21 protein-coding genes are annotated in these 21,859 nt (G+C 49.7%); 13 read left to right on the plus strand and 8 right to left on the minus strand.

Annotated elements, in window-relative coordinates; translation table 11 throughout:
* Positions 1–43 precede the first annotated feature (43 nt).
* The 3 genes from ACH0VJ_RS01220 (at position 44) to tyrR (ending at position 4,188) form a co-directional block, all read left to right on the plus strand.
* The gene (locus tag ACH0VJ_RS01220; RefSeq protein ID WP_000825858.1) at positions 44–1,441 is read left to right on the plus strand and encodes a YcjX family protein; all 1,398 of its coding nucleotides are present in this window, start codon (positions 44–46) and stop codon (positions 1,439–1,441) included.
* Positions 1,438–2,499, plus strand: coding sequence for a YcjF family protein (locus ACH0VJ_RS01225; RefSeq protein ID WP_001294463.1), 1,062 nt, complete (start codon positions 1,438–1,440; stop codon positions 2,497–2,499). Before ACH0VJ_RS01220 ends, ACH0VJ_RS01225 begins: the two co-directional genes overlap by 4 nt.
* Before the next feature lie 147 nt (positions 2,500–2,646).
* Positions 2,647–4,188, plus strand: a complete 1,542-nt coding sequence (tyrR, locus tag ACH0VJ_RS01230) for a transcriptional regulator TyrR (RefSeq protein WP_001235493.1) — start codon at positions 2,647–2,649, stop codon at positions 4,186–4,188.
* An 89-nt stretch (positions 4,189–4,277) separates the two neighbouring features.
* On the opposite strand, the gene tpx is transcribed toward tyrR, so the two are convergent.
* The gene (tpx, locus tag ACH0VJ_RS01235; RefSeq protein ID WP_000084400.1) at positions 4,278–4,784 is read right to left on the minus strand and encodes a thiol peroxidase; all 507 of its coding nucleotides are present in this window, start codon (positions 4,782–4,784) and stop codon (positions 4,278–4,280) included.
* A gap of 115 nt (positions 4,785–4,899) precedes the next feature.
* Between tpx and ycjG the strand changes: the two genes are divergently transcribed.
* Positions 4,900–5,865 carry an L-Ala-D/L-Glu epimerase gene (gene ycjG, locus ACH0VJ_RS01240; RefSeq protein WP_001258073.1) on the plus strand — a complete coding sequence of 322 codons (966 nt, stop codon included), beginning with the start codon at positions 4,900–4,902 and terminating at the stop codon, positions 5,863–5,865.
* On the opposite strand, the gene mpaA is transcribed toward ycjG, so the two are convergent.
* Positions 5,840–6,568 carry a murein tripeptide amidase MpaA gene (mpaA, locus tag ACH0VJ_RS01245; protein WP_000219110.1) on the minus strand — a complete coding sequence of 243 codons (729 nt, stop codon included), beginning with the start codon at positions 6,566–6,568 and terminating at the stop codon, positions 5,840–5,842. The two genes, ycjG and mpaA, sit on opposite strands and share 26 nt — an antisense overlap.
* A gap of 189 nt (positions 6,569–6,757) precedes the next feature.
* Here mpaA and ACH0VJ_RS01250 point away from each other — a divergent pair, with 189 nt between their 5' ends.
* A complete protein-coding gene (locus tag ACH0VJ_RS01250) occupies positions 6,758–8,371 on the plus strand; it encodes an ABC transporter substrate-binding protein (RefSeq protein WP_001216563.1) in 1,614 nt (537 codons plus the stop codon).
* 96 nt (positions 8,372–8,467) lie between these two features.
* On the opposite strand, the gene ACH0VJ_RS01255 is transcribed toward ACH0VJ_RS01250, so the two are convergent.
* Positions 8,468–9,397: an aromatic alcohol reductase gene (locus tag ACH0VJ_RS01255; protein WP_000814363.1), complete on the minus strand. Its 930-nt coding sequence runs from the start codon at positions 9,395–9,397 to the stop codon at positions 8,468–8,470.
* Between the two features lie 118 nt (positions 9,398–9,515).
* Here ACH0VJ_RS01255 and ACH0VJ_RS01260 point away from each other — a divergent pair, with 118 nt between their 5' ends.
* Both ACH0VJ_RS01260 and ACH0VJ_RS01265 read left to right on the plus strand, forming a co-directional pair.
* Positions 9,516–10,421: a LysR family transcriptional regulator gene (locus ACH0VJ_RS01260; protein WP_000359214.1), complete on the plus strand. Its 906-nt coding sequence runs from the start codon at positions 9,516–9,518 to the stop codon at positions 10,419–10,421.
* A gap of 275 nt (positions 10,422–10,696) precedes the next feature.
* Positions 10,697–11,566: an aldo/keto reductase gene (locus ACH0VJ_RS01265; protein ID WP_000456771.1), complete on the plus strand. Its 870-nt coding sequence runs from the start codon at positions 10,697–10,699 to the stop codon at positions 11,564–11,566.
* A gap of 90 nt (positions 11,567–11,656) precedes the next feature.
* Here ACH0VJ_RS01265 and bdcA read toward each other — a convergent pair whose 3' ends face one another.
* Positions 11,657–12,370, minus strand: coding sequence for an SDR family oxidoreductase (gene bdcA, locus ACH0VJ_RS01270; protein WP_000171959.1), 714 nt, complete (start codon positions 12,368–12,370; stop codon positions 11,657–11,659).
* 77 nt (positions 12,371–12,447) lie between these two features.
* On the opposite strand from bdcA, the gene ACH0VJ_RS01275 reads away from it, so the two are divergent.
* Together ACH0VJ_RS01275 and ACH0VJ_RS01280 are read left to right on the plus strand one after the other, a co-directional pair.
* The gene (locus tag ACH0VJ_RS01275) at positions 12,448–13,038 is read left to right on the plus strand and encodes a TetR/AcrR family transcriptional regulator (protein ID WP_000208473.1); all 591 of its coding nucleotides are present in this window, start codon (positions 12,448–12,450) and stop codon (positions 13,036–13,038) included.
* Positions 13,039–13,166: 128 nt separating this feature from the next.
* On the plus strand, positions 13,167–13,403 hold the full coding sequence (locus ACH0VJ_RS01280) for a YgdI/YgdR family lipoprotein (RefSeq protein ID WP_001168017.1): 237 nt from the start codon (positions 13,167–13,169) through the stop codon (positions 13,401–13,403).
* Positions 13,404–13,616: 213 nt separating this feature from the next.
* Here ACH0VJ_RS01280 and ACH0VJ_RS01285 read toward each other — a convergent pair whose 3' ends face one another.
* Together ACH0VJ_RS01285 and ACH0VJ_RS01290 are read right to left on the minus strand one after the other, a co-directional pair.
* A complete protein-coding gene (locus ACH0VJ_RS01285) occupies positions 13,617–14,726 on the minus strand; it encodes a hypothetical protein (protein ID WP_000275499.1) in 1,110 nt (369 codons plus the stop codon).
* 392 nt (positions 14,727–15,118) lie between these two features.
* Complete coding sequence (locus ACH0VJ_RS01290; RefSeq protein WP_012543356.1) at positions 15,119–15,976, minus strand: GyrI-like domain-containing protein; 858 nt, start codon at positions 15,974–15,976, stop codon at positions 15,119–15,121.
* A gap of 293 nt (positions 15,977–16,269) precedes the next feature.
* Between ACH0VJ_RS01290 and zirU the strand changes: the two genes are divergently transcribed.
* The 4 genes from zirU to ACH0VJ_RS01310 all read left to right on the plus strand — a co-directional run bounded on the left by zirU (position 16,270) and on the right by ACH0VJ_RS01310 (position 20,679).
* Positions 16,270–17,115, plus strand: a complete 846-nt coding sequence (gene zirU / locus ACH0VJ_RS01295) for a two-partner-like secretion system exoprotein ZirU (protein WP_000273683.1) — start codon at positions 16,270–16,272, stop codon at positions 17,113–17,115.
* A gap of 74 nt (positions 17,116–17,189) precedes the next feature.
* Positions 17,190–19,172, plus strand: a complete 1,983-nt coding sequence (gene zirT, locus ACH0VJ_RS01300) for a two-partner secretion translocator ZirT (RefSeq protein ID WP_000232023.1) — start codon at positions 17,190–17,192, stop codon at positions 19,170–19,172.
* A 20-nt stretch (positions 19,173–19,192) separates the two neighbouring features.
* On the plus strand, positions 19,193–20,023 hold the full coding sequence (gene zirS, locus ACH0VJ_RS01305) for a two-partner-like secretion system exoprotein ZirS (RefSeq protein ID WP_001242934.1): 831 nt from the start codon (positions 19,193–19,195) through the stop codon (positions 20,021–20,023).
* A 98-nt stretch (positions 20,024–20,121) separates the two neighbouring features.
* Positions 20,122–20,679 (plus strand): redoxin family protein, encoded by a 558-nt coding sequence (locus ACH0VJ_RS01310; RefSeq protein WP_001119111.1) that lies wholly within the window; start codon positions 20,122–20,124, stop codon positions 20,677–20,679.
* 105 nt (positions 20,680–20,784) lie between these two features.
* Here ACH0VJ_RS01310 and ACH0VJ_RS01315 read toward each other — a convergent pair whose 3' ends face one another.
* Together ACH0VJ_RS01315 and ACH0VJ_RS01320 are read right to left on the minus strand one after the other, a co-directional pair.
* Entirely contained in the window at positions 20,785–21,123 is a 339-nt protein-coding gene (locus ACH0VJ_RS01315; protein WP_000051812.1) for an antibiotic biosynthesis monooxygenase, read from the minus strand.
* 27 nt (positions 21,124–21,150) lie between these two features.
* A complete protein-coding gene (locus ACH0VJ_RS01320) occupies positions 21,151–21,837 on the minus strand; it encodes a B3/4 domain-containing protein (protein ID WP_000097251.1) in 687 nt (228 codons plus the stop codon).
* Positions 21,838–21,859: the final 22 nt, after the last annotated feature.

The following is a 21,859-nucleotide window of genomic DNA, read 5'->3' on the forward strand; positions in this document are numbered from 1 at the left end:
CTCGTTATTATTTTTTCTTCTCTTCAGGCTCAACAGGATGTCAATGAAGCGACTTAAAACTGAACTCAACGCGCTGGTCAATCGTGGGGTAGACAGGCATTTGCGTCTTGCCGTAACCGGGTTGAGCCGCAGCGGTAAAACAGCGTTTATCACGGCGATGGTTAACCAGTTGCTTAATGTCCACGCGGGCGCGCGCTTACCGTTGCTCAGCGCGGTACGCGAAGAACGCCTGCTTGGCGTAAAGCGCGTGCCTCAACGTGATTTTGGTATTCCCCGTTTTACCTACGACGAGGGGATACTTCAGCTTTATGGCAATCCTCCCGCATGGCCCACACCGACGCGCGGCGTGAGTGAGATTCGGCTGGCGTTGCGCTATCGCTCCAACGACTCGCTGCTGCGCCATTTTAAAGATACCTCGACATTGTATCTGGAGATTGTGGACTATCCAGGGGAATGGTTACTCGATCTGCCCATGCTGGCTCAGGATTATTTAAGCTGGTCCCGTCAGATGAACGGCTTGTTACAAGGGCAACGCGCTGAGTGGGCCGCAAAATGGCGGCAACTATGCGACGGACTCGATCCGCTGGCGCCCGCCGATGAAAATCGGCTGGCGGAGATTGCCGCCGCCTGGACGGATTATTTGCATCAGTGTAAATCGCAGGGATTGCATTTTATTCAGCCTGGACGGTTTGTTTTGCCGGGCGATATGGCGGGCGCGCCAGCGTTGCAGTTTTTCCCGTGGCCGGATGTGGACGCCTTCGGCGAGTCAAAACTGGCGCAGGCGGATAAACAGACCAACGCTGGAATGCTGCGCGAACGCTTTAACTACTATTGCGAAAAAGTGGTCAAGGGGTTCTACAAAAATCATTTTCTACGCTTTGATCGCCAGATTGTGCTGGTCGACTGTCTGCAACCGCTTAATAGCGGGCCGCAGGCGTTTAATGATATGCGTCTCGCCTTAACGCAGTTGATGCAAAGTTTTCACTATGGCCAGCGGACTCTGTTTCGCCGCCTGTTTTCGCCGGTAATTGATAAATTGCTGTTCGCCGCGACGAAAGCCGACCATGTCACCCTCGACCAACATGCCAATATGGTGGCCTTGCTCCAGCAGCTTATTCAGGATGCCTGGCAAAATGCCGCGTTTGAAGGCATTAGTATGGATTGCCTGGGGCTGGCGTCGGTACAGGCGACCACCAGCGGCGTGATTGAGGTCAACGGCGAAAAAATCCCGGCTTTACGTGGAAACCGTTTGAGTGACGGCGCGCCGTTAACCGTGTACCCCGGCGAAGTGCCTTCGCGTTTGCCGGGACAAGCGTTTTGGGATAAGCAGGGCTTTCAGTTCGAAGCCTTTCGTCCGCAGGTGATGGATGTTGATAAACCGTTACCGCATATTCGTCTGGACGCTGCGCTGGAGTTTTTAATAGGAGATAAGCTGCGATGAGCGAACCGTTAAAACCGCGTATTGATTTTGCAGAACCGCTAAAGGAGGAGCCTACGTCGGCCTTCAAAGCGCAGCAAACTTTCAGCGAAGCGGAGTCGCGTACATTTGCGCCTGCGGCTATCGATGAGCGCCCGGAAGACGAAGGCGTGGCAGAAGCGGCGGTCGATGCCGCGCTGCGCCCCAAACGCAGCCTGTGGCGTAAAATGGTGATGGGAGGGCTGGCGCTGTTTGGCGCGAGCGTGGTCGGGCAAGGCGTACAGTGGACAATGAATGCCTGGCAAACTCAGGACTGGGTCGCTTTAGGCGGCTGTGCCGCAGGCGCGCTGATCATTGGCGCTGGCGTGGGATCGGTGGTCACGGAGTGGCGGCGATTATGGCGCTTGCGCCAGCGGGCGCATGAGCGCGATGAGGCGCGTGAACTGTTACATAGCCATAGCGTCGGGAAAGGTCGCGCATTTTGCGAAAAACTGGCGCAGCAGGCGGGGATTGATCAATCACATCCGGCATTACAACGTTGGTATGCCGCTATTCACGAAACGCAAAACGACAGGGAAATCGTCGGTTTGTATGCGCATCTGGTACAGCCGGTACTTGACGCGCAGGCGCGACGTGAGATTAGCCGTTTCGCCGCGGAATCGACTCTGATGATCGCCGTCAGCCCGTTAGCGTTGGTGGATATGGCGTTTATTGCCTGGCGTAATTTACGCCTGATTAACCGTATCGCAACGCTGTATGGCATTGAACTTGGTTATTACAGCCGCCTTCGTCTGTTCCGTCTGGTGTTGCTGAATATCGCGTTCGCGGGGGCCAGTGAGCTGGTGCGTGAAGTCGGTATGGACTGGATGTCTCAGGATCTGGCCGCACGCCTGTCTACGCGCGCGGCGCAGGGGATTGGCGCAGGCCTCCTTACCGCTCGACTGGGAATAAAAGCGATGGAGCTATGTCGGCCATTGCCGTGGATCGACAACGATAAACCACGTCTCGGTGATTTTCGTCGTCAGCTTATCGGTCAGCTAAAAGAGACCCTGCAAAAGAGTAAGTCGTCGCCGGAGAAATGACCTTCCACAGGGCGCTGATTGCCTGGCTTTACGCCGCAGCGCCCGTTTTTCCGTCATGCTGTCAATATTTGTTGACAGAATCCTTCCTGCCAGCCGAATAGTGGCTTATCATCTATTTAATGGTTCATTATTCAGGTGAAGGTTCCCATGCGTCTGGAAGTCTTTTGTGAAGACCGACTTGGTCTGACCCGCGAATTACTTGATTTACTGGTGTTACGTAGCATTGATTTACGCGGAATCGAGATTGATCCCATTGGGCGAATTTATCTTAATTTTGCTGAGCTGGAATTCACCGACTTCAGCAGCCTGATGGCCGAAATCCGCCGTATTTCCGGCGTAACGGATGTCCGTACCGTTCCCTGGATGCCGTCCGAACGTGAACATCTGGCCCTGAGCGCGCTGCTTGAGGCGTTGCCGGAGCCGGTGCTCTCATTGGATATGAAGAGTAAAGTGGAGATGGCGAACCCGGCGAGTTGTCAGCTTTTTGCCCAGAGCCAGGAGCGAATGCGGCACCATACCGCCGCACAATTAATCAACGGCTTCAATTTTCAGCGCTGGCTGGACGGTAACCCGCAAAGCTCCCATAACGAACATGTCGTGATCAACGGGCAAAACTTCCTGATGGAGATTACGCCGGTACATTTACAAAACGAAAATGACGAATACGTGTTGACCGGGGCGGTCGTGATGTTGCGTTCCACGATTCGTATGGGGCAGCAGCTACAGAATTTGTCCACGCAGGATCTGAGCGCGTTTAGTCAGATTATTGCCGTGAGCGCAAAGATGAAGCACGTCGTTGAGCAGGCGCGCAAACTGGCGATGCTCAGCGCGCCGCTGCTGATTACCGGCGATACGGGAACCGGCAAAGATCTTTTCGCCTATGCCTGTCACCAGGCAAGCCCTCGTTCAGCGAAACCGTATCTGGCGCTCAACTGCGCTTCAATCCCGGAAGATGCGGTAGAAAGCGAACTATTTGGCCATGCGCCGGAAGGTAAAAAAGGCTTTTTTGAACAGGCGAATGGCGGTTCGGTGCTGCTGGATGAAATTGGCGAAATGTCGCCGCGTATGCAGGCGAAGCTGCTACGTTTTCTCAATGATGGTACGTTCCGTCGCGTCGGCGAAGATCACGAAATTCATGTTGATGTCCGCGTTATCTGCGCCACGCAGAAAAATCTGGTGGAGCTGGTGCAAAAAGGACTGTTCCGCGAAGATCTCTATTATCGACTTAACGTTCTGACGCTTAATTTGCCGCCGTTGCGCGATTGCCCGCAGGATATTATGCCGTTGACCGAACTGTTCGTGGCGCGTTTTGCCGACGAACAGGGCGTTCCGCGACCGAAACTGTCTGCCGATCTGAGTACGGTTCTCACTCGTTACGGCTGGCCGGGTAACGTTCGCCAGCTTAAAAATGCGATTTACCGGGCGCTGACGCAACTGGAAGGGTATGAGCTGCGTCCGCAGGATATCCTGCTGCCTGACTACGATGCCGCGACGGTGGCAGTCGGCGAGGATGCGATGGAAGGTTCGCTGGATGACATTACTAGTCGTTTTGAACGTTCTGTCCTTACTCAGCTTTATCGTAGCTATCCGAGTACGCGTAAACTGGCGAAACGGTTGGGGGTATCGCATACCGCGATTGCCAATAAGCTGCGTGAATATGGTCTGAGCCAGAAGAAGGGTGAAGAGTAGAAAAAAAGAAGGCCTCCGGATAGAGGCCTTCTTGTGACAAAAGAGCACCGCCTGTAGCACTGACAAACGTAGCGCCAGCAGGCGCTGGCTTATGCCTTCAGGATATTAAGCGCGGCGTCGTAATCCGGCTCGTGGGTGATTTCATCCACCAACTGGCTGAAAATAACGTTGTCGTTTTCGTCAAGCACGATGACTGCGCGCGCCGCCAAACCTTTCAGCGGGCCGTCAACGATTTCGACGCCGTAGTTTTTCAGAAACTCGTTATTACGCAGAGTGGAAAGCGTAATAACGTTGCTCAGGCCTTCCGCGCCGCAAAAACGCGACTGTGCAAAAGGCAGGTCAGCAGAAACGCACAATACGACGGTATTCTCCACTTCTGTGGCCAGTTGATTAAACTTACGAACTGATGCGGCGCATACGCCAGTATCAATGCTTGGGAAAATATTCAGCACTTTGCGTTTGCCTGCATATTGGCTGAGGGAAACGTCAGACAAATCTTTTGCGACAAGAGTAAAAGCCTGTGCTTTGCTACCAGCCTGCGGAATAACGTTGGCAACGGTGACCGGGTTACCCTGGAAATGTACAGTCTGTGACATAATTATGTTCCTATTTACTTATAGTTAACGTCGAAATCCAGTTTAAGTCATTATTCATTAACACGGCAAATACTATTTGTAGCAAGCCGCGTCCGGCGCTATCAGAGGGGAAGAGATGAGATCTGTTAAGGTATATGAGGAAACCTGGCCGTTACATACGCCTTTTGTTATTGCGCGTGGTAGCCGAAGCGAAGCGCATGTTGTCGTTGTCGAACTGGAAGAAGAGGGCGTAAAAGGCATCGGGGAATGTACGCCATATCCACGTTATGGTGAAAGTGATGCCTCGGTCATGGCGCAAATCATGAGTATTGTGCCTCAGTTGGAAAACGGGCTGACTCGCGAAGCATTGCAGAAACTGTTGCCGGCAGGCGCGGCGCGCAACGCGGTGGATAGCGCCTTATGGGATTTGCAGGCTCGCCAGCGGCAGCAAAGCCTTGCCGGGCTGCTCGGCGTGACGCTGGCCCCGGTTTTTACTACCGCGCAAACGGTAGTGATAGGTACGCCGGAACAGATGGCAGCCAGTGCGGCGGCACTATGGGAAAAAGGGGCGACGTTGCTGAAAATCAAACTCGATGCTCGTCTGATTAGCGAACGTATGGTGGCGATCCGCTCGGCGGTGCCGGAGGCGACGCTCATTGTGGACGCCAATGAATCGTGGCGCCCAGAAGGGCTGGCGGCGCGTTGCCAGTTACTGGCGGATCTGAATGTCGCGATGCTGGAGCAACCGCTGCCCGCGCAGGATGACGCCGCCCTGGAAAATTTTATTCATCCGTTGCCCATCTGTGCAGATGAGAGCTGCCATACTCGCAGTAGTCTGAAAGCCCTGACGGGGCGCTACGATATGATCAACATTAAGCTGGATAAAACCGGCGGTCTGACCGAGGCGCTGGCGCTGGCAACGGAGGCGCGGGAGCAAGGATTCGGCCTGATGCTGGGCTGTATGCTCTGTACATCAAGAGCGATTAGCGCCGCGCTGCCGCTTATGCCGCAGGTGAGCTTCGCCGATCTTGATGGCCCAACATGGCTGGCGGTTGATGTTGAGCCCGCGCTACGCTTTACGACGGGTCAACTCCATCTTTAGGATGCCAGCGGAGCAGATTCGACATCGCCAGCAAGTATTTTTCGCTGGCTTCATCGGCGGAAACAGGGGGAAACTCGGCGGTAATGCAGTGCAGGTTGAGGTCGGCGCACCAGCTGCCAAACGAACCGGGCGTTTCGTAACCTACGCTGGTCACCAGCGGCAACGCAAACGCATCGGCCAGCCACTCGCCTAGCTCGCTGCGACGTGGATCTTCAATGCAGGCTAGCGGATCGTGAAAAGAGACGACCCAGGCGGGTTGGAGTCGATGAATTAACTGGCAAAGCGCTTGGGTTTCCGGTTCTGAGCCGGGATGGTCGCCGGTTAGCAGCACGACATCACGCTTTTGCGCGCGGCTATTCCAGCGATAAACTGTCTCACCCGCTTTCCAGTTGGCGGCGGGAAAGTTACGGTTTAGATCAATGCCATTCGCATTTGCCCTTAACCCCAGTTGACAGCCATCAGGATTAACGGCAAGTACGACATGATGACGGCGAAGGGTTGGATTTAAGGTGCGTAACGCACAGGAGAGCGTCACCACGGATGAGGTTTCATCCCCGTGGGTGCCAGCCAGTATCAGACCGCTTTCGCGATTGGCGGCAGGCGCCGGAAACCAGATTAGCGGCGCGCCTAGTAGCGAACGTCCATAATGTTCAGTGCCTGGCGGAAATGCGCCGCGCTCGGCACGGGGGCGGGTGACAGTCATACGCGTTTCCCGAAGCTGAGACCAGTAGGGTAATCATCGTAGTGTTGTGTAAAACCCGCCGATTATCAAATGGTTTCTATTTACCCTCTTGTATGGCGCGATATCAACTTTCTGGCGGAAGATAATTGCATTTCTTTCTGCTGAAACAAATAATTACGTTGTCATTTAACTCATCTTTGAGGAACTTCTATGAGGCATTCTGTTTCAGTAACCTGTTGTGCGCTGTTGGTTAGCAGCTTTTCCCTGGCATATGCTGCGGATGTTCCCGGCGGAACGGTACTGGCAGAAAAACAAGAACTGGTGCGTCATATCAAAGATGAGCCCGCTTCGTTAGATCCAGCGAAAGCCGTTGGGCTGCCTGAAATTCAGGTGATCCGCGATCTGTTTGAAGGGCTGGTTAACCAGAACGAAAAGGGTGAAATTATTCCTGGCGTCGCCAGCCAGTGGAAGAGCAATGATAATCGTATCTGGACGTTTACGTTGCGGGATAATGCGCAATGGGCCGATGGAACGCCGGTGACCGCCCAGGATTTTGTCTATAGCTGGCAACGCCTTGTTGATCCCAAAACGCTTTCCCCCTTCGCCTGGTTTGCCGCTCTGGCTGGCATCACTAATGCGCAAGCCATTATCGACGGTAAAGTCACGCCGGATCAGCTTGGCGTCAGTGCCGTGGACGCGCACACTTTGCGTGTTCAGCTTGACAAGCCGTTGCCCTGGTTTGCCAGTCTGACCGCCAGTTTTGCCTTTTATCCGGTCCAAAAAGCGAATGTCGAAAGCGGCAAAGACTGGATGAAGCCGGGAAAACTGATTGGCAATGGCGCGTATGTGCTTAAAGAGCGCGTGGTAAATGAAAAACTGGTGGTCGTGCCTAATACGCATTACTGGGATAACGCGAAAACGGTACTGCAAAAAGTGACATTTTTACCCATTAACCAGGAATCGGCTGCGACGAAACGTTACCTTGCCGGTGATATTGATATCACCGAATCTTTCCCTAAAAATATGTACCAGAAGTTATTAAAGGATATTCCAGGGCAAGTTTATACGCCGCCGCAATTAGGGACTTATTATTATGCGTTTAACACGCAGAAAGGGCCGACGGCGGATTCCCGCGTTCGTCTGGCGCTAAGTATGACCATTGATCGCCGTTTGATGGCGGAAAAAGTCTTAGGTACCGGTGAAAAACCGGCCTGGCATTTTACACCGGATGTCACGGCAGGATTTAAGCCCGATCCTTCACCGTTTGAACAAATGAGCCAGGAAGAACTTAACGCCCAGGCGAAAACATTGCTGCGTGCAGCAGGCTACGGATCGCAGAAGCCGCTTAAATTAACTCTGCTTTACAATACCTCAGAAAACCATCAGAAAATCGCGATTGCGGTGGCGTCAATGTGGAAGAAAAATCTGGGGGTGGATGTGAAATTGCAAAACCAGGAGTGGAAAACGTATATCGACAGCCGGAATACCGGTAATTTTGATGTTATTCGCGCCTCCTGGGTGGGTGATTACAACGAACCGTCGACTTTCTTATCCTTATTAACGTCCACGCATACGGGGAATATTTCACGCTTTACTAATCCGACTTATGACAAAATCCTGACGCAAGCGACGATGGAAAATACCGCCGAAGCGCGTAACGCGGATTACAATGCAGCGGAGAAAATTTTAACGGAACAAGCGCCTATAGCGCCTATTTATCAGTATACCAATGGCCGGTTAATTAAACCGTGGGTAAAGGGATACCCCATTACTAACCCGGAAGATGTGGCCTATAGCCGTACAATGTATATCGTGAAGCACTGATGCGTACTGGTTTCTTGTTAACTCAAGGTAGCCAAGCCCGCCGCCTGATGCTGGCAGAAGGCATGGGGATTAAGCGAGCGCCTGATGCCGCCGTTCTCATTGCTGTGTTTTCAGCCAGGCGGCAATATTCTGTGTCGGCAGATGATGTTGTGCATTCCAGGTGTCACTCATCGGCCACCACATACCGTCACCACGCGCGAAGGCGACGCGATAGCGCAGCATTGGATCATGCGGATGTAAACGGAGCTGCTCCTGTAAGTCAGGTAGCGTCAATACGCCTCGGGTAAAGGTTTGCTGCGTCACGCGTTCGACCGTTTCCGCCAGTTTTGCATAAGAGGTCGTTTCCCCCGCGACAAAGACGACTTCGTTAGTGATACGCGGCTGATGCAGATAAATTTCAGTGGTCAGGCGACCAATATCCGCAGGCGACGTGACGGTGACCTGCATTTCCCATCCACCGAGGGCATTGATGGTTTTTTTGGCTAAGTTGACCACACCAAAGGCTGGTTCGAAGAGAAAAGAGGTAAATATACCAGTTGAAACAATCACCCACTCTGTGACGTTTTGCTCGCGCAAAAGCGTCCTGACGTCATACTGTTCGTCCCACACCGGCTGGCCACTGCCTTTGCCGACCACATCGTAATTCACGCCAAACTGCCAGGGGAAATAGCGCTTAACGCCCGCCTCCAGTACCGCGCGGGTGATTTTTATCTGGGTACCCGCACCGGCGACAAACCCCATACAATTGATGATCGTATCAAAACCGTGGAATTGATCTTTTAACGCTGCAACCGAACTGCCTGCGATGTCGACCGGGATAAACCGCGCACCGGCATCTGCCAGTTGTTGATGAATGCTGGAACGTCGTTTGCTCTGTTTATCCCTGGATCGCCCTGACACAATAACGCTAACGGAACCATTGCGCTGTGTGACCGCCGGAACCAACGACGCCAGCACTGACGCCCCCAGTTGTCCCGCGCCCAGCACCAATACTTTTTCACCCACCTGATTATTGGATTGTTTCATTTGCACCTCTCTGTGTTGATTCACCTGTAGATAGAGATTACGTCAGGGATCTGCGTTCGATAAGACGCCGAAGACGGGTTAGACTGTTCTGATAAATGGGATAATTGGCGGGGGGAAAATGGACAAGCTGGAAGCGATGCAGGTCTATGTTTGCGTGGTGGATACCCATAGTTTTATCAGAGCCGCCGAAGTGCTGGGCGTGCCGCGCTCAACGGTATCGCGGGTGGTTAAAGAACTGGAATCCTGGCTTAAGATTCAACTTTTGCAACGTACAACTCGCAAACTTAGTGTGACCGCAGAGGGGCGGCGTTACTACGAAGAGTGCAAAAGAGTACTGGCAGATATCGCGGCCATGGAGTCGTCATTTCCCGGCCGGGCGGCACAACCCAAAGGGCGTTTTAAAGTGGGGATGCCGCAATCTCTCGCCCGACATTGCATTATTCCCACGCTCCCGGCCTTTTGGCGCCAATATCCGGAGCTGGAGCTGATACTTTGTTCCAGCGATAGCGTGGAGGATATTATCCTGCAAGGGTATGACTGCGTGATTCGGGCCGGCAGGATCGATGATTCCACCACGCTGGTTGCCCGTCCGCTCGCCAGTTTTAACTGGGTGATAGCAGCATCGCCCACTTACATTGAGCGTTACGGTAGCCCTGAAAATTTAGATGATCTGCAAAAACACCATGCGGTCGGCTACCTGAACCACCGCACCGGGCGTACCACCGACTGGTTTTTTACGCGTGAGGGGGAGGATTACGCGATGCGGGTGCAGGAGACGCTGGTTGTCGATGATACGGACGCTTATATTCAGGCCGGAATACAGGGGCTGGGGTTAATTCGCGTCGCCAGCTATCTGGTTGCGCCGTATCTGCACAGCGGGGCGCTGGTGACCTGCATGGACAACCATTCTTATGATTTGCCGCTTGCGCTGGTCTATCCGCAAAACAGGTTTTTGCCGCCTGCGGTACGCGCTTTTTATGACTGGTGCAAAACGGCGCTGAGCCAGTCGGAGCCTCTTCGCTAAAAAATATTATTCCGGATATCGCATTGCCTGTTCAGAAAACTTTTTCACAGACGGTCAAAATGACGGTACTGGTTTTGACGCATAAGAAAAAGTCATTATCAAACAGGTGCTACACGGCGAGGATATAGCAAGCACTGAACGTTTGGATGCAATAAAAAATCTGTACAACTGTTATTAATGAACTTTTTGTATAAATATAATTGGATTTAACAATACTCATTGTACCTGTATTTTGTTCTTATCATGGCGTCTTTACGACGAAAGGGTGCTTTAGCGTGGAATATTCAATATTAAGTAACAACCTTAAAATGCCTATGGTTGGTTTTGGCGTTTTTAAGGTAACCGACAAAGAAGAATGTCAGCAGTCAGTGTTAAGCGCTATTCGCAGCGGTTATCGCCTTATCGATACCGCTGCGGTATACGGCAATGAAGATGCCGTTGGTGACGCTGTTCGTGAAGCCATCGCGACAGGTCTGTGTACCCGTGAGGAGTTATTTATTACTTCTAAACTGTGGGTGCAAGATATGGCTAACTACGATCTGGCCAAAGCAGGTATTGAAGCATCGCTGAAAAAATCCGGGTTAGATTATTTTGATCTCTATTTATTGCATCAGGCAATGGGCGATTATTTTAGCGCGTGGCGCGCGCTGGAAGACGCTTATGAAGCTGGTAAACTAAAAGCCATTGGCGTGTCCAACTTCTATGCGCATGTGTTAGCCAACTTCTGTGAAACCGTCAGAATTACGCCAATGGTAAACCAGGTCGAATTGCATCCATACTTTGCACAACCCGCCGCGCTGGAAACCATGAAGCATTATAACGTCCAGCCTGAAGCGTGGGCGCCGTTAGGCGGCGGGAGACATAAACCGTATGAAAATGAAATGCTTCAAAGGATTGCCGATGCCCATCAAAAAACCATCGCGCAGGTTGTCCTGCGTTGGAACGTGCAGCGTGGCGTCACGGTTATTCCTAAATCCACTCGACAGGAACGCATTGAAGAGAACTTTGCTATCTGGGATTTCTCACTAACGGATAACGAAATGGCTCAAATCAACGCCCTTGATTTAGGCTACGTTGGCGAAGCGGTGAAGCATTTTAATCCTGAATTTGTTCGCGGTTGTCTTGGCGTTAAAATCCACGATTGATCCCGGCGCTTGCGGATGTTTTCTCACATGAACAGCTTCTAACACGGTTGCCGGAGCGTAGACGGCAACCGTGTGATATTCGCCTGGCCGTCAGGCGCCGAAGGCACCATCGATGGTGTGCATCGCACCGGTGACGAAAGAGGCTTCCGGGCCGGCAAGCCATGCCACCATTCCAGCCACTTCTTCAGGTCTTCCGTGTCGTTTGATCGCCATGAAACTGTGCATCAGCTCTTTCATTGGGCCATTTTCCGGATTGATGTCGGTATCAATGGGGCCTGGCTGCACTACATTTATTGTAATCCCGCGGGGGCCAAAATCACGGGCTAAGCCGCGCGCCAGCCCTTGTAGGGCTGATTTACTGGCGGCGTACGCGGCCATTCCCGGTACGGGCATCCGATCGCCATTCACGGAACCGATAATAATAATGCGTCCACCTTCCGGCATGTGGCGGGCTGCTTCGACTGACGCATGGTAAGGCGCATGGATATTAATGCGGAACAAACGATCTATCGCATCGCTATCTTGTTCCAGCGCATCGCCGAAGAGAGCCACGCCCGCATTGACGACCAGAATATCCAGCGGTCCGTACTCACGCACGAGGCTGATGACGGCATCACGATCGGCGCTATCCGTCTGAATGGCGGTGCTTCCGGTTTCCGCTGCCAGTTTTTCGGCAGCTTCACGCGATCCGGCGTAGCTGAAAACGACCGATGCGCCGTCAGCGCTAAAGCGTCGTACAATAGCCGCGCCGATACCACGACTTCCCCCTAAAACCAGTACAGATTTGTTGCGAAATAGCGTCATCAGGATGTCCTTTATGATATTGTAGTAGCCACTACAATATGCGTAATGAAATCATGCCGTCAAGGAGTTATGTAGTAATGACTACAAAACATAGCCGAACGCCGGGTCGCCCTCGCCAGTTCGATCCGGAGCAAGCCATTGAAACCGCTCAACACTTATTTCATTCGCGCGGCTACGACGCGGTGAGCGTAGCGGATCTGACAAAAGCGTTCGGGATCAATCCTCCCAGTTTCTATGCGGCGTTTGGCAGCAAGCTGGGGCTGTATACTCGCGTATTAAAGCGTTACAGGATGACCGACGCGATTCCGCTCGGGGCGCTTCTGCGTCACGATCGCCCGACCGCGAAGTGTCTTATCGATGTGCTGATGGAAGCGGCAAGACGTTACGCTGCCGATCCTGATGCCACTGGGTGTCTGGTTCTGGAGGGCGCTCATTGTAACGATAAACCGGCACGAGAGGCCGCCTGCGAGTTTTACATCGCTGCTGAAAACCTGATTCGCACTTATGTCGCCATGCGGTATCCGCAAGAGGCTGACCGGACGACGGACTTTATGGGGACGCTAATGGCGGGGCTTTCCGCCAAGGCGCGAGCGGGGTATGGCCTGGAGCGTCTTCAGGAGAGCGTGCTTCTGGCTGGGGATGTGCTGGAGCGATTACTGCCGGATTAACGCAGCGCATCAAAAAACCTGAGCCAATCAGATACGGGCAAACAGGGAGCAATAGCCCTAATCATCCATCTTGCCGTTGCGGTATTCGGTAAAGTACATCAAAAATAGAGGTGCCAGGGAAACGAGAAATGCAAAAATGTAGTCTTATTACGGTACTTAGCTTATCAGTGTTGATGCTAGCCGGATGTACAACGACCTATACCATGACGACCCGGACGGGAGAGATTATTGAAACGCAGGGTAAGCCGGAGGTTGACACCGCAACCGGAATGACGAAATACGCTGATGTTTATGGTTATCATCGCGTTATTAAAACCAGTGAAATAGTGCAGACGACAGAAGGCGCATCGAAGCTGGACTGGTAATGCGCTAAAGCAGTTGGGAGGCCGTGTCCAGTATGGGTACCGGATTGTTTCTGGGCCTGAATTGAATAGAGCGCCTGTATAGCCGAATTCCGGGTATCGGCTTGATTTGTGTTGTCAGTTATTTGGTTGTTCCCTGTATAGTGAAGATAAACAGTACTCATGGCTAACGGTCTGTTTTGGATTGCTAACTATCCCGGATTCTGCGCGTTTTATTTAGTCACAACCGTGGTTAAGAATATTTTGGGTCAGACTTACACGCTGGGTATTAAGATAATCCGTCGCATAGAGAGCTTGATCGGCATCATTCGGTTCAAGAAGAAACGGCGTGACTTTAGGTATGAGATCAGCAAACAGGTTATATTGATCCACAGAGGCAAAATGCCGGGTAGCGCTGGCCCAGGACATTCGCATCAGCTCTGCGTAAGAGGGGGATAGTTGAACAGGTAAATCAAATTCTTTCAGATTAGCAAGCATCTCCTTATTCATATAAAATGTGACCCTGTTTCGCGAAAAGGTGTTAAGCACTGCCTTCAGTCGTTTAACTTTTGCTTCTTTACTCATGCTATTATCAAAAAAACGTGGTGAAAGCATAATAGCAATCGATGCATTTGATGAAATAACATTATGTAGTGGTTTCAGGGCTACAACAATCTGATCGTTTGTGAAGATACGCTGCGTACCAGAGGAGGTAGTATAGTTTCCACCCAGCCAGATCACATAATCTGTTGTTTTGAGGGGAAGCGCTTTTTCCGGTATATTACCCCTGTCAGGTGCCACTGTTTCAATTGCTAGTGAGTCTTGTCCCCAGACATTATTTACTTTAGAACTCAAAAAATTATATTCTGAAATGTTCCTTAGTTTTAGTAGAGTTATCTGCGAGCGGGTAAAAAAGAGATTGAATCTCACTTTGTTCTGCAATTGCCGAAGTAATCTGAGCGTGTTCTGATCGATCAGATGACTATACAGACCAACAGTTTTTCCGGAAAGTATTGCTGAGACATTGTTCGCAAGAAGCATCTCTTTTATAGCTCCTTGCCCAATAATCAGTACGCAACTGTATTTTTCTGGTCTGATTTTATCTATGGGGATATCGGTAAGATTGACCAGGTCAGGAGTGCCATGCCGCCAATTATCATGAATGACTGTGGCTCCGGAGGCGTCTCCTCCGGCTCCCCTGGTGATAATAAGAGGAGGGGGGGTACTGGCATGTGCGATATACGAAAAACAAGCTACCATTGCTAGCGCTGTGTTTCTGATGGTTGTATACATATCGTCTGCCCTGATTTCGAAAATATGAATAATGTCTCCTCTTATAATGTACATCAAAAAGAGAGCATTTTAATTAAACGTTATCTCAACGAGATAAAAGGTTAGCACGGGAAAGTATAGAGAGAATGTAATCATACCAACATTATAGATGTGGGAGCATGAAGGCCCCGCAAGCCGCCCGGCCAGCATACTCCCATTAATAGTTAAAGTATGGACTTTGCTTTTACCGTAAACTGTAGCCAATATTACCTGATCACTACACCGTACAGTACTGTCAGAAATCTGTCCCCGGTGTCGCGTGCACGCAATTTATTTTTTTTAAATTCTTTCAAAACGTTAACTATATTTAATAGTCACTTATTTTACCAGAATCAATACTGAGAGTTTTATTACCGTTCTGAAAAGAGAAGACTTTTCAGATGAAATGCGTGGATGGTACGAAGTCATTACAGTACAGGGATGTAATAATAAAGATCGACAATGGATTCATTACTCTGTTGCTTTTGGACGGATGCCAAATGGAAGTATTCAATATCTTCTCCTTCTCTCCTGATAAGATTCAGTTTTGGCAATATACACATATATATTGTATTGGAAAATTGTTGATATTGTTCCTTATGACCAACGAAATGGAATTTTGCATATTTACCACATTTTATTACTCTCGACATGGGTATTTTTCCTCCATCGACGGAATTATGTTCCATACCAAAAAAACTGCTTACGGCGATGACCTGGTCTTTGGTATTATCCGGCTTAAAAGACGAGAGACAATACACATTTTCGCCCCACGTTCTGAGCGTCTCATGAATGATTTTCCATTTTATAGGCGACGCTTTTTTAGGAAGGTCATTTGTTGCGATCTGATGAGATGTTTGAAATCCGAAAATTTCTTTTGACGTAAGCTGACAAATTTCGAACTGATAATGCTCATCACAGTCAAGCCAGTAGGGAGGCCGTAGGTTTCTGAGATCCCAGAAATCAGCCTTGCGATAGTTATTGGGATTGACGCCAAATGTTTTTTTGAACTCTCGACTATAGGACTGCACTGAATCAAACCCCATTCTGAACGCGATATCTGTGACCGACTGAGAGGTCAGCTTTAGCAGAGTGGCGCTTCTGCTCAACTTGCGTTGTCTGATATATTTTCCGATAGAGACGCCACACTTTTCTTTAAAAAAATCCTGCAAACTCCTTCGCGAATAACCTGTTATAACAACCAGCTTTTCAATATCAATCCTCTCTTCAAGATTTTTTTCTATTTGCTCTAATACTGAGATTATTATGGCTTTTTTCATCATCATTCCTCTTTATTGAAGCCGAAAATATAAACATTTAAGGTGTTTGATATACTGTGTTATTAAACTGGTGGGTGGTTGTTAGCTTTTCTGGCAAAACAAGAAAGATTTAAATTGCTTGACGTTTCTGAATAAACTTTACACTTGGAGATCGGATTTTGCCAGTAAAGCTAAGTAATTAGCATGGCGAAGGGCATAATTTCAAAGGCGGTTAAAATGATTGAATAACCCTGAATTTTTAGCCCGTGAGATTATAAATCTCGTAATTATTCCTAATGATTTAATAAAAGGGAATTGTTTTGTACTTCAAAAGATCTTTATTAGCGTTAGCAATTTGTGCATCCGTGGTCTCAGTAGAGGCGGTGGCGAATACCAGAGCCAATGATATGGCTTCTTCTGCTACACCTGCTTCTGTTGGTCACCGTCCTGTGGCAACTACTAATGCAAAAAAAATAGAAGTGTCTGGGGAACTGACGACCGGTTCAACCCTCCAGATAGCGGATGTTTTTATTAGGGATGAGGATGGGGATCCCTTATCGCTGGATAAAATGAATAATGCCGACGATATTAAATGGTATCTGGTGGATAATGAGGCCGCCGATCCTTCTGGAACCCCGGCGGCAACCGGGACGGCTTTTACCATTCCTGCTGATGCAGGTGGTAAAAAAATTAAAATCGTTTACCGAATTAAGACGGCAACGGGGACGCCGGATAGTGCATTCTTACCTGCCACTGTCTTATTAACTTCTGCATCTTCTGGGGTGGGCGGCGACTCCGCCGCAGACGGTACGATTTCTAATAAGCTACGTTCTGTCACTATCAATGTGGTGAATGAAAGTGGTAAACCAACTGATGAACTCAACGGTACCAATGACGCCAACACCCCAGTGGTGGGCGGCACCCTTGAAGCGGTACTGGAATGTGCCGCCACAGCGGCAGCTGAGTGTGAGGTCAGTAATTATAACTTTACCTGGCAGATGGCGGATGCCGGGACACCAGATAAGTTCACCGATCTGAATAATACCAACGCTGAAAAACATAAATATATTATTAAGGGAACTGAGCAGAATAAATTGTTCCGTGTTCACGTCACGCCTAAAACGACGAAAGCCACACCGGAGAATAAACGCGCTATCCGTCGCTGATGGTTATCGCTAAATAAACATCTTATTTAAATACTCCCCCTGCCAGGCAGGGGGATATAGCAGGAGACAATACAGTGGTTTTTTCTAAAAAACCCATTACTAAATATATAACCTGGGCCATTATTACCAGTCAGATTCCACTGCCGGTCATTGCTGATAGCGATAGTGAAATTCAGTCGTGGATTGCGGGGACGGCATCGTCTATTTCTCCGCATCTGCAGGAGGGGACGCTGGAGGATTATGCCAAAGGAAAAATAAAGGCGTTACCAGGGCAAGCCGCTAATCATCTGGTGAACGAAGGGATGAAGAGCGCTTTTCCGGAGATTATTTTCCGTGGTGGCGTCAATCTTGAAGATGGCGCGAAATATCGCTCATCAGAGTTCGATATGTTTATTCCTGTCGAGGAAACAACATCGTCTTTACTCTTTGGCCAGCTTGGCTTTCGCGACCACGACAGCAGCAGTTTCGATGGCCGCACCTATGTTAACGTTGGTGTGGGTTATCGCCAGGAGGTCAATGGATGGCTGCTCGGCGTCAATACGTTTCTGGATGCCGACATCCGTTATTCCCACTTACGTGGCGGCATTGGCGGGGAAGTCTATAAAGACAGTCTGGCCTTTTCCGGCAACTATTACTTCCCTCTCACCGGCTGGAAAACGTCAGCAGCGCATGAGTTACATGATGAGCGTCCGGCATATGGCTTTGATCTGCGAACAAAAGGCACGCTCCCCGATTTTCCCTGGTTCAGTGGCGAGCTGACATATGAACAGTATTACGGGGATAAAGTTGATCTATTGGGTAACGGTACATTAAGCCGGAATCCCCGCGCCGCAGGTGCGGCTCTGGTCTGGAATCCTGTCCCCTTGCTTGAGGTCAGAGCAGGATATCGGGACGCCGGTAATGGCGGATCGCAGGCAGAGGGCGGTCTGAGAGTCAACTATTCCTTCGGTACGCCGTTACATGAACAGCTTGATTACCGCAATGTTGGAGCGCCGTCGAATACGACTAATCGGCGTGCCTTTGTCGATCGTAATTACGATATCGTCATGGCGTATCGGGAGCAGGCCAGCAAAATCCGCATTACGGCAATGCCGGTGTCAGGCCTGTCCGGGACGCTGGTGACATTAATGGCGACGGTAGATAGCCGTTACCCGGTTGAGAAGGTTGAGTGGTCGGGTGATGCGGAGCTTCTCGCCGGACTCCAGCTTCAGGGGAGTCTGGGCAGCGGCCTTATCCTTCCACAACTTCCGCTGACGGTGACCGACGGTCAGGAGTATAGCCTTTATTTAACGGTGACTGACAGCCGGGGTACTCGCGTGACCTCCGAGCGTATCCCGGTAAGGGTGACACAAGATGAGACCAGTTTCCGTTCCTGGATAAATGTTATCAATGACGATGTTCAGGTTGAGGACGGCAACTTTGTTATCAGTACGCCGCTTCCTGCCGGAGAAGAGGGGAAGGTTATTGAGTGGTACTACGTGCGCGAGCGTTCTGAAGAGGAGTGGGCGTCGCTCAAACCACGTCATATTAAGTATCAATCAGATACGCCGGGTCTGGCATTTAAAGCGCTCGGTGGTACAGAGCGTGACGGCCATTGGGTTGAACGGGTTCTGGTGACCCATATCGGCGATGATGCCCGCTCGCTCAAATTACATATTGAAGCAAGCGGACCAGACGATAAACATCCGGTGAAGGGTACCGTACTACTACAAGCGCAGTCAGACAGTATTGCGCAGAAGGTCACTTCTGTGGAGGTGATTTTTACGCCGGGTACTGAAGAAGCCAACGGAAGCGTTACTGCGCCAGTCGTCGGAACAGAAATGCGAGCCAGAACGCTTTGTGTAAATAACACGGACTGTACTGATGCGTTTAATTATCAGTGGGAAATCTCGGATGAAATGAAATCCTGGCAATCCGTACCGGGTGCGACAAAGGCCACCTGGCTTATCCCTTATAGCCTTAACGGGGAATCGCTACAGAATAAATATATCCGCGTCAGAATTATTTCTGATAAAGAAAATGCCAAGAGTTCTACCGCAGCATCTGATGCGAATTAATGTTTTAAAAAGGATCAACAGTGCGTATGTCGAAACATAATCTTATTATCTATAGCCTGCTTCTGGCGGCTGTGCCGATAAGCGTCTTGGCGGATTCGTCGACAACGTCCGCGGCAACCGTCGGGATGTTTTCTCCACCTACGGCGCCGAGCGTTGGGCACAGGCCTGGAACACCTCGTGATACCTACGAATTGCAGTTTAATGGACTTGGCTTTTCTATTGAAAAGTATACACCTTTTCCGGGAATGACTATTGCGAGGAATGCCAGAAATGTAGGCATCAGAGATCCGGATAATAACTATCAGTCTGCGGAAACTTTTACTACAGTATGTACGTATTATCAGATCAATAAAGATAACTCTCAGCATATACTTAAACGTGAAAAGCCATGTGAGCATAAATTTAATATCCAAAAGGAACATCGGGGTTCAAAGATTAAACTAGAAATTTATAATGAAACGGATATGGCTTCAGCGTCAGGGTACACGCCTGTGCCATCGGTATCTGAGTTCCAGTATATTGAAACAGAAACTATATCTAATACGCCAAGCCCAGATTTAACAGTTATGAGTATAGATAAGTCTGTATTATCGCCGGGTGAAAGTGCCACCATCACAACTATTGTTAAGGATATCGACGGGAATCCTGTAAATGAAGTTCACATTAATAAGACTGTAGCGCGTGAAAATTTAAAAGGCTTATGGGATTATGGCCCTCTTAAGAAAGAAAATGTTCCAGGTAAATATACACAAGTTATAACCTATCGTGGGCATAGTAATGAACGTATTGACATATCTTTTAAATATGCAATGAGTTTCACGAAAGAAATTTCCATCAGAGGAAGACTATAAAACTATATTAATTATTATGACTAATATAATTCTTTTTATCACCATCATCTTATTATGGATGTTCACCTGGTTTTTTAGCGGATTGCTAAATAATTATTATGGCTAAAAGAATACAAACGTTAAAAGGAGAAGTTTTTATGACACCAGCAACAACACAAGATTATATTTCATTGGGTCAGGAACACGCTGTCACCTTTGGCAAAACGCAGCTGACCCTCAAACCCGGTGTACTGGCTGAAGGCGAACCATTACCCTGCACAAAGGGGCTGGTGAGCCATAATTTATTACCGGGTTACTGTATCCCGGGGATAAAAAAGCGGATTATTGTCGTCCCGTCACTGGATACGCCGGTTTGTGAATGGCAGGTAAAAGACTATAGTGACCGCCTTAAATCAGCGGGTAGCCACTCAAACCGGGCGGTATATGTGCTGAGTATGGATACGCCATTTGCTCAGGCCCGTTTTATTCGGGAACATGATATTCATCCCGGCATAACCTTTGTTTCTGACTACGCTTGCCGCCAGTTTTTGGATAATTCCGGGCTGAAAATTAATGAGCTCAGTATTTTTGCCAGAGCGTTGATAGAGTGCGATGAAAATAATGTGGTTACGCGTGTTATTGTACCACGAGATATCACTCATCTTCCTGTTTACTAATCACTTATATCAGCACCGTCCCTGCACAGAGAACCGAATAACCGGCAATGCAGGGGCGCAGGCATTCTCTTGTGTGCCCCCACATTTAATACATATGCTATTGCATCACGCATAAGGAACTGAAAATGATGCCAGCGGATGGGGCAGGTTAACGTTATGGCACCCCTGAATTTCTGCAATAATCGTCTGGTAACCGGAAAGCCACTTATGACTTTGTGATTTGGCCTGCTGGTGCTGTAAATTATTTATCAATAGCTCCATTGATTCGCGGGTCTGCCAGTAATAATTATTAACCATTCTTCCGCTGGCGGCATCGGTATAGCTTTCCATCCCAATATAGCCATCAATAGACTGCGTATAGCGCTCAATCCAGCCATCCAGTTGATAAAACTCTTCGTCGTACTCTTTTTTTTCGAAAATAAAACTTGTCAGAAACAGCGACATGGTATTTCTCCTGTTACGCAATATCAATCAAACACCTATCAACGTGGATTCAAAACGTAAACCTGGCATCATTTTTTCAAGGCCGTCAGTCAGCATGTTTCCTGCCGCGTACAATTCATCAACCGGCATTTCCGGCAAGCTTTCAAGGATAAACCACATCGTTTTATCTGAAGCGCTTAGTCGGGTACGTACTCCCTGACGCCAGTTCCAGCGCCGACAGGTGACGCCTCTGTCATCGCGCCAGATAACTTCGCCCGGTTCTGGCGACTCGGTGGCGGGTTGTCCTTCTTTCAGGGTATCAAATGTTTCACTACCGTCTGCGAAAACCAGCCGCGGCGATCCACAATAAGCCGCGCTATTTTCGCCGCCTACCGGTACGGCATAGCGCAGGCTCACCGCGTTATAAAGATCAACGACCGGGTCCAGCGACGCCATTGTTCCATCCTTCAACACGCGTTTTCGTAGCGCTTCAGCCGAGCAGGGGGTGCGCTTTGGTTTTGCGCCGAATGCTTTAAACACTGCATTCCAGGCGTCTATATGCGCCTGTGCCCACGCCGGTTGGCCGTTAATTACGGCCTGACAGGCCTCTTTTAGCGCGATTTCTCCGACCTGCGCATCGCGAATCGGAGCGGCAATAACATTAATACTTAATGCACGAAAGCCGGGAGCGATACGGGCCAGTTCCGGGCTGATTGACGGTAACATAGAAGACATCGCATAATCCTGTAATGACTAT

It is taken from the genome of Salmonella sp. 2020_1459, assembly GCF_043847915.1.
In the GTDB taxonomy this organism is placed as follows: domain Bacteria; phylum Pseudomonadota; class Gammaproteobacteria; order Enterobacterales; family Enterobacteriaceae; genus Salmonella; species Salmonella enterica.

Coding starts and splice junctions, on each gene's coding strand:
- ACH0VJ_RS01220 (WP_000825858.1), top strand. CDS start 44: ATGAAGCGACTTAAAACTGAACTCAACGCGCTGGTCAATCGTGGGGTA.
- ACH0VJ_RS01225 (WP_001294463.1), top strand. CDS start 1,438: ATGAGCGAACCGTTAAAACCGCGTATTGATTTTGCAGAACCGCTAAAG.
- tyrR (WP_001235493.1), top strand. CDS start 2,647: ATGCGTCTGGAAGTCTTTTGTGAAGACCGACTTGGTCTGACCCGCGAA.
- tpx (WP_000084400.1), bottom strand. CDS start 4,784: ATGTCACAGACTGTACATTTCCAGGGTAACCCGGTCACCGTTGCCAAC.
- ycjG (WP_001258073.1), top strand. CDS start 4,900: ATGAGATCTGTTAAGGTATATGAGGAAACCTGGCCGTTACATACGCCT.
- mpaA (WP_000219110.1), bottom strand. CDS start 6,568: ATGACTGTCACCCGCCCCCGTGCCGAGCGCGGCGCATTTCCGCCAGGC.
- ACH0VJ_RS01250 (WP_001216563.1), top strand. CDS start 6,758: ATGAGGCATTCTGTTTCAGTAACCTGTTGTGCGCTGTTGGTTAGCAGC.
- ACH0VJ_RS01255 (WP_000814363.1), bottom strand. CDS start 9,397: ATGAAACAATCCAATAATCAGGTGGGTGAAAAAGTATTGGTGCTGGGC.
- ACH0VJ_RS01260 (WP_000359214.1), top strand. CDS start 9,516: ATGGACAAGCTGGAAGCGATGCAGGTCTATGTTTGCGTGGTGGATACC.
- bdcA (WP_000171959.1), bottom strand. CDS start 12,370: ATGACGCTATTTCGCAACAAATCTGTACTGGTTTTAGGGGGAAGTCGT.
- ACH0VJ_RS01275 (WP_000208473.1), top strand. CDS start 12,448: ATGACTACAAAACATAGCCGAACGCCGGGTCGCCCTCGCCAGTTCGAT.
- ACH0VJ_RS01280 (WP_001168017.1), top strand. CDS start 13,167: ATGCAAAAATGTAGTCTTATTACGGTACTTAGCTTATCAGTGTTGATG.
- ACH0VJ_RS01285 (WP_000275499.1), bottom strand. CDS start 14,726: ATGTACATTATAAGAGGAGACATTATTCATATTTTCGAAATCAGGGCA.
- ACH0VJ_RS01290 (WP_012543356.1), bottom strand. CDS start 15,976: ATGATGATGAAAAAAGCCATAATAATCTCAGTATTAGAGCAAATAGAA.
- ACH0VJ_RS01310 (WP_001119111.1), top strand. CDS start 20,122: ATGGCTAAAAGAATACAAACGTTAAAAGGAGAAGTTTTTATGACACCA.
- ACH0VJ_RS01315 (WP_000051812.1), bottom strand. CDS start 21,123: ATGTCGCTGTTTCTGACAAGTTTTATTTTCGAAAAAAAAGAGTACGAC.
- ACH0VJ_RS01320 (WP_000097251.1), bottom strand. CDS start 21,837: ATGTCTTCTATGTTACCGTCAATCAGCCCGGAACTGGCCCGTATCGCT.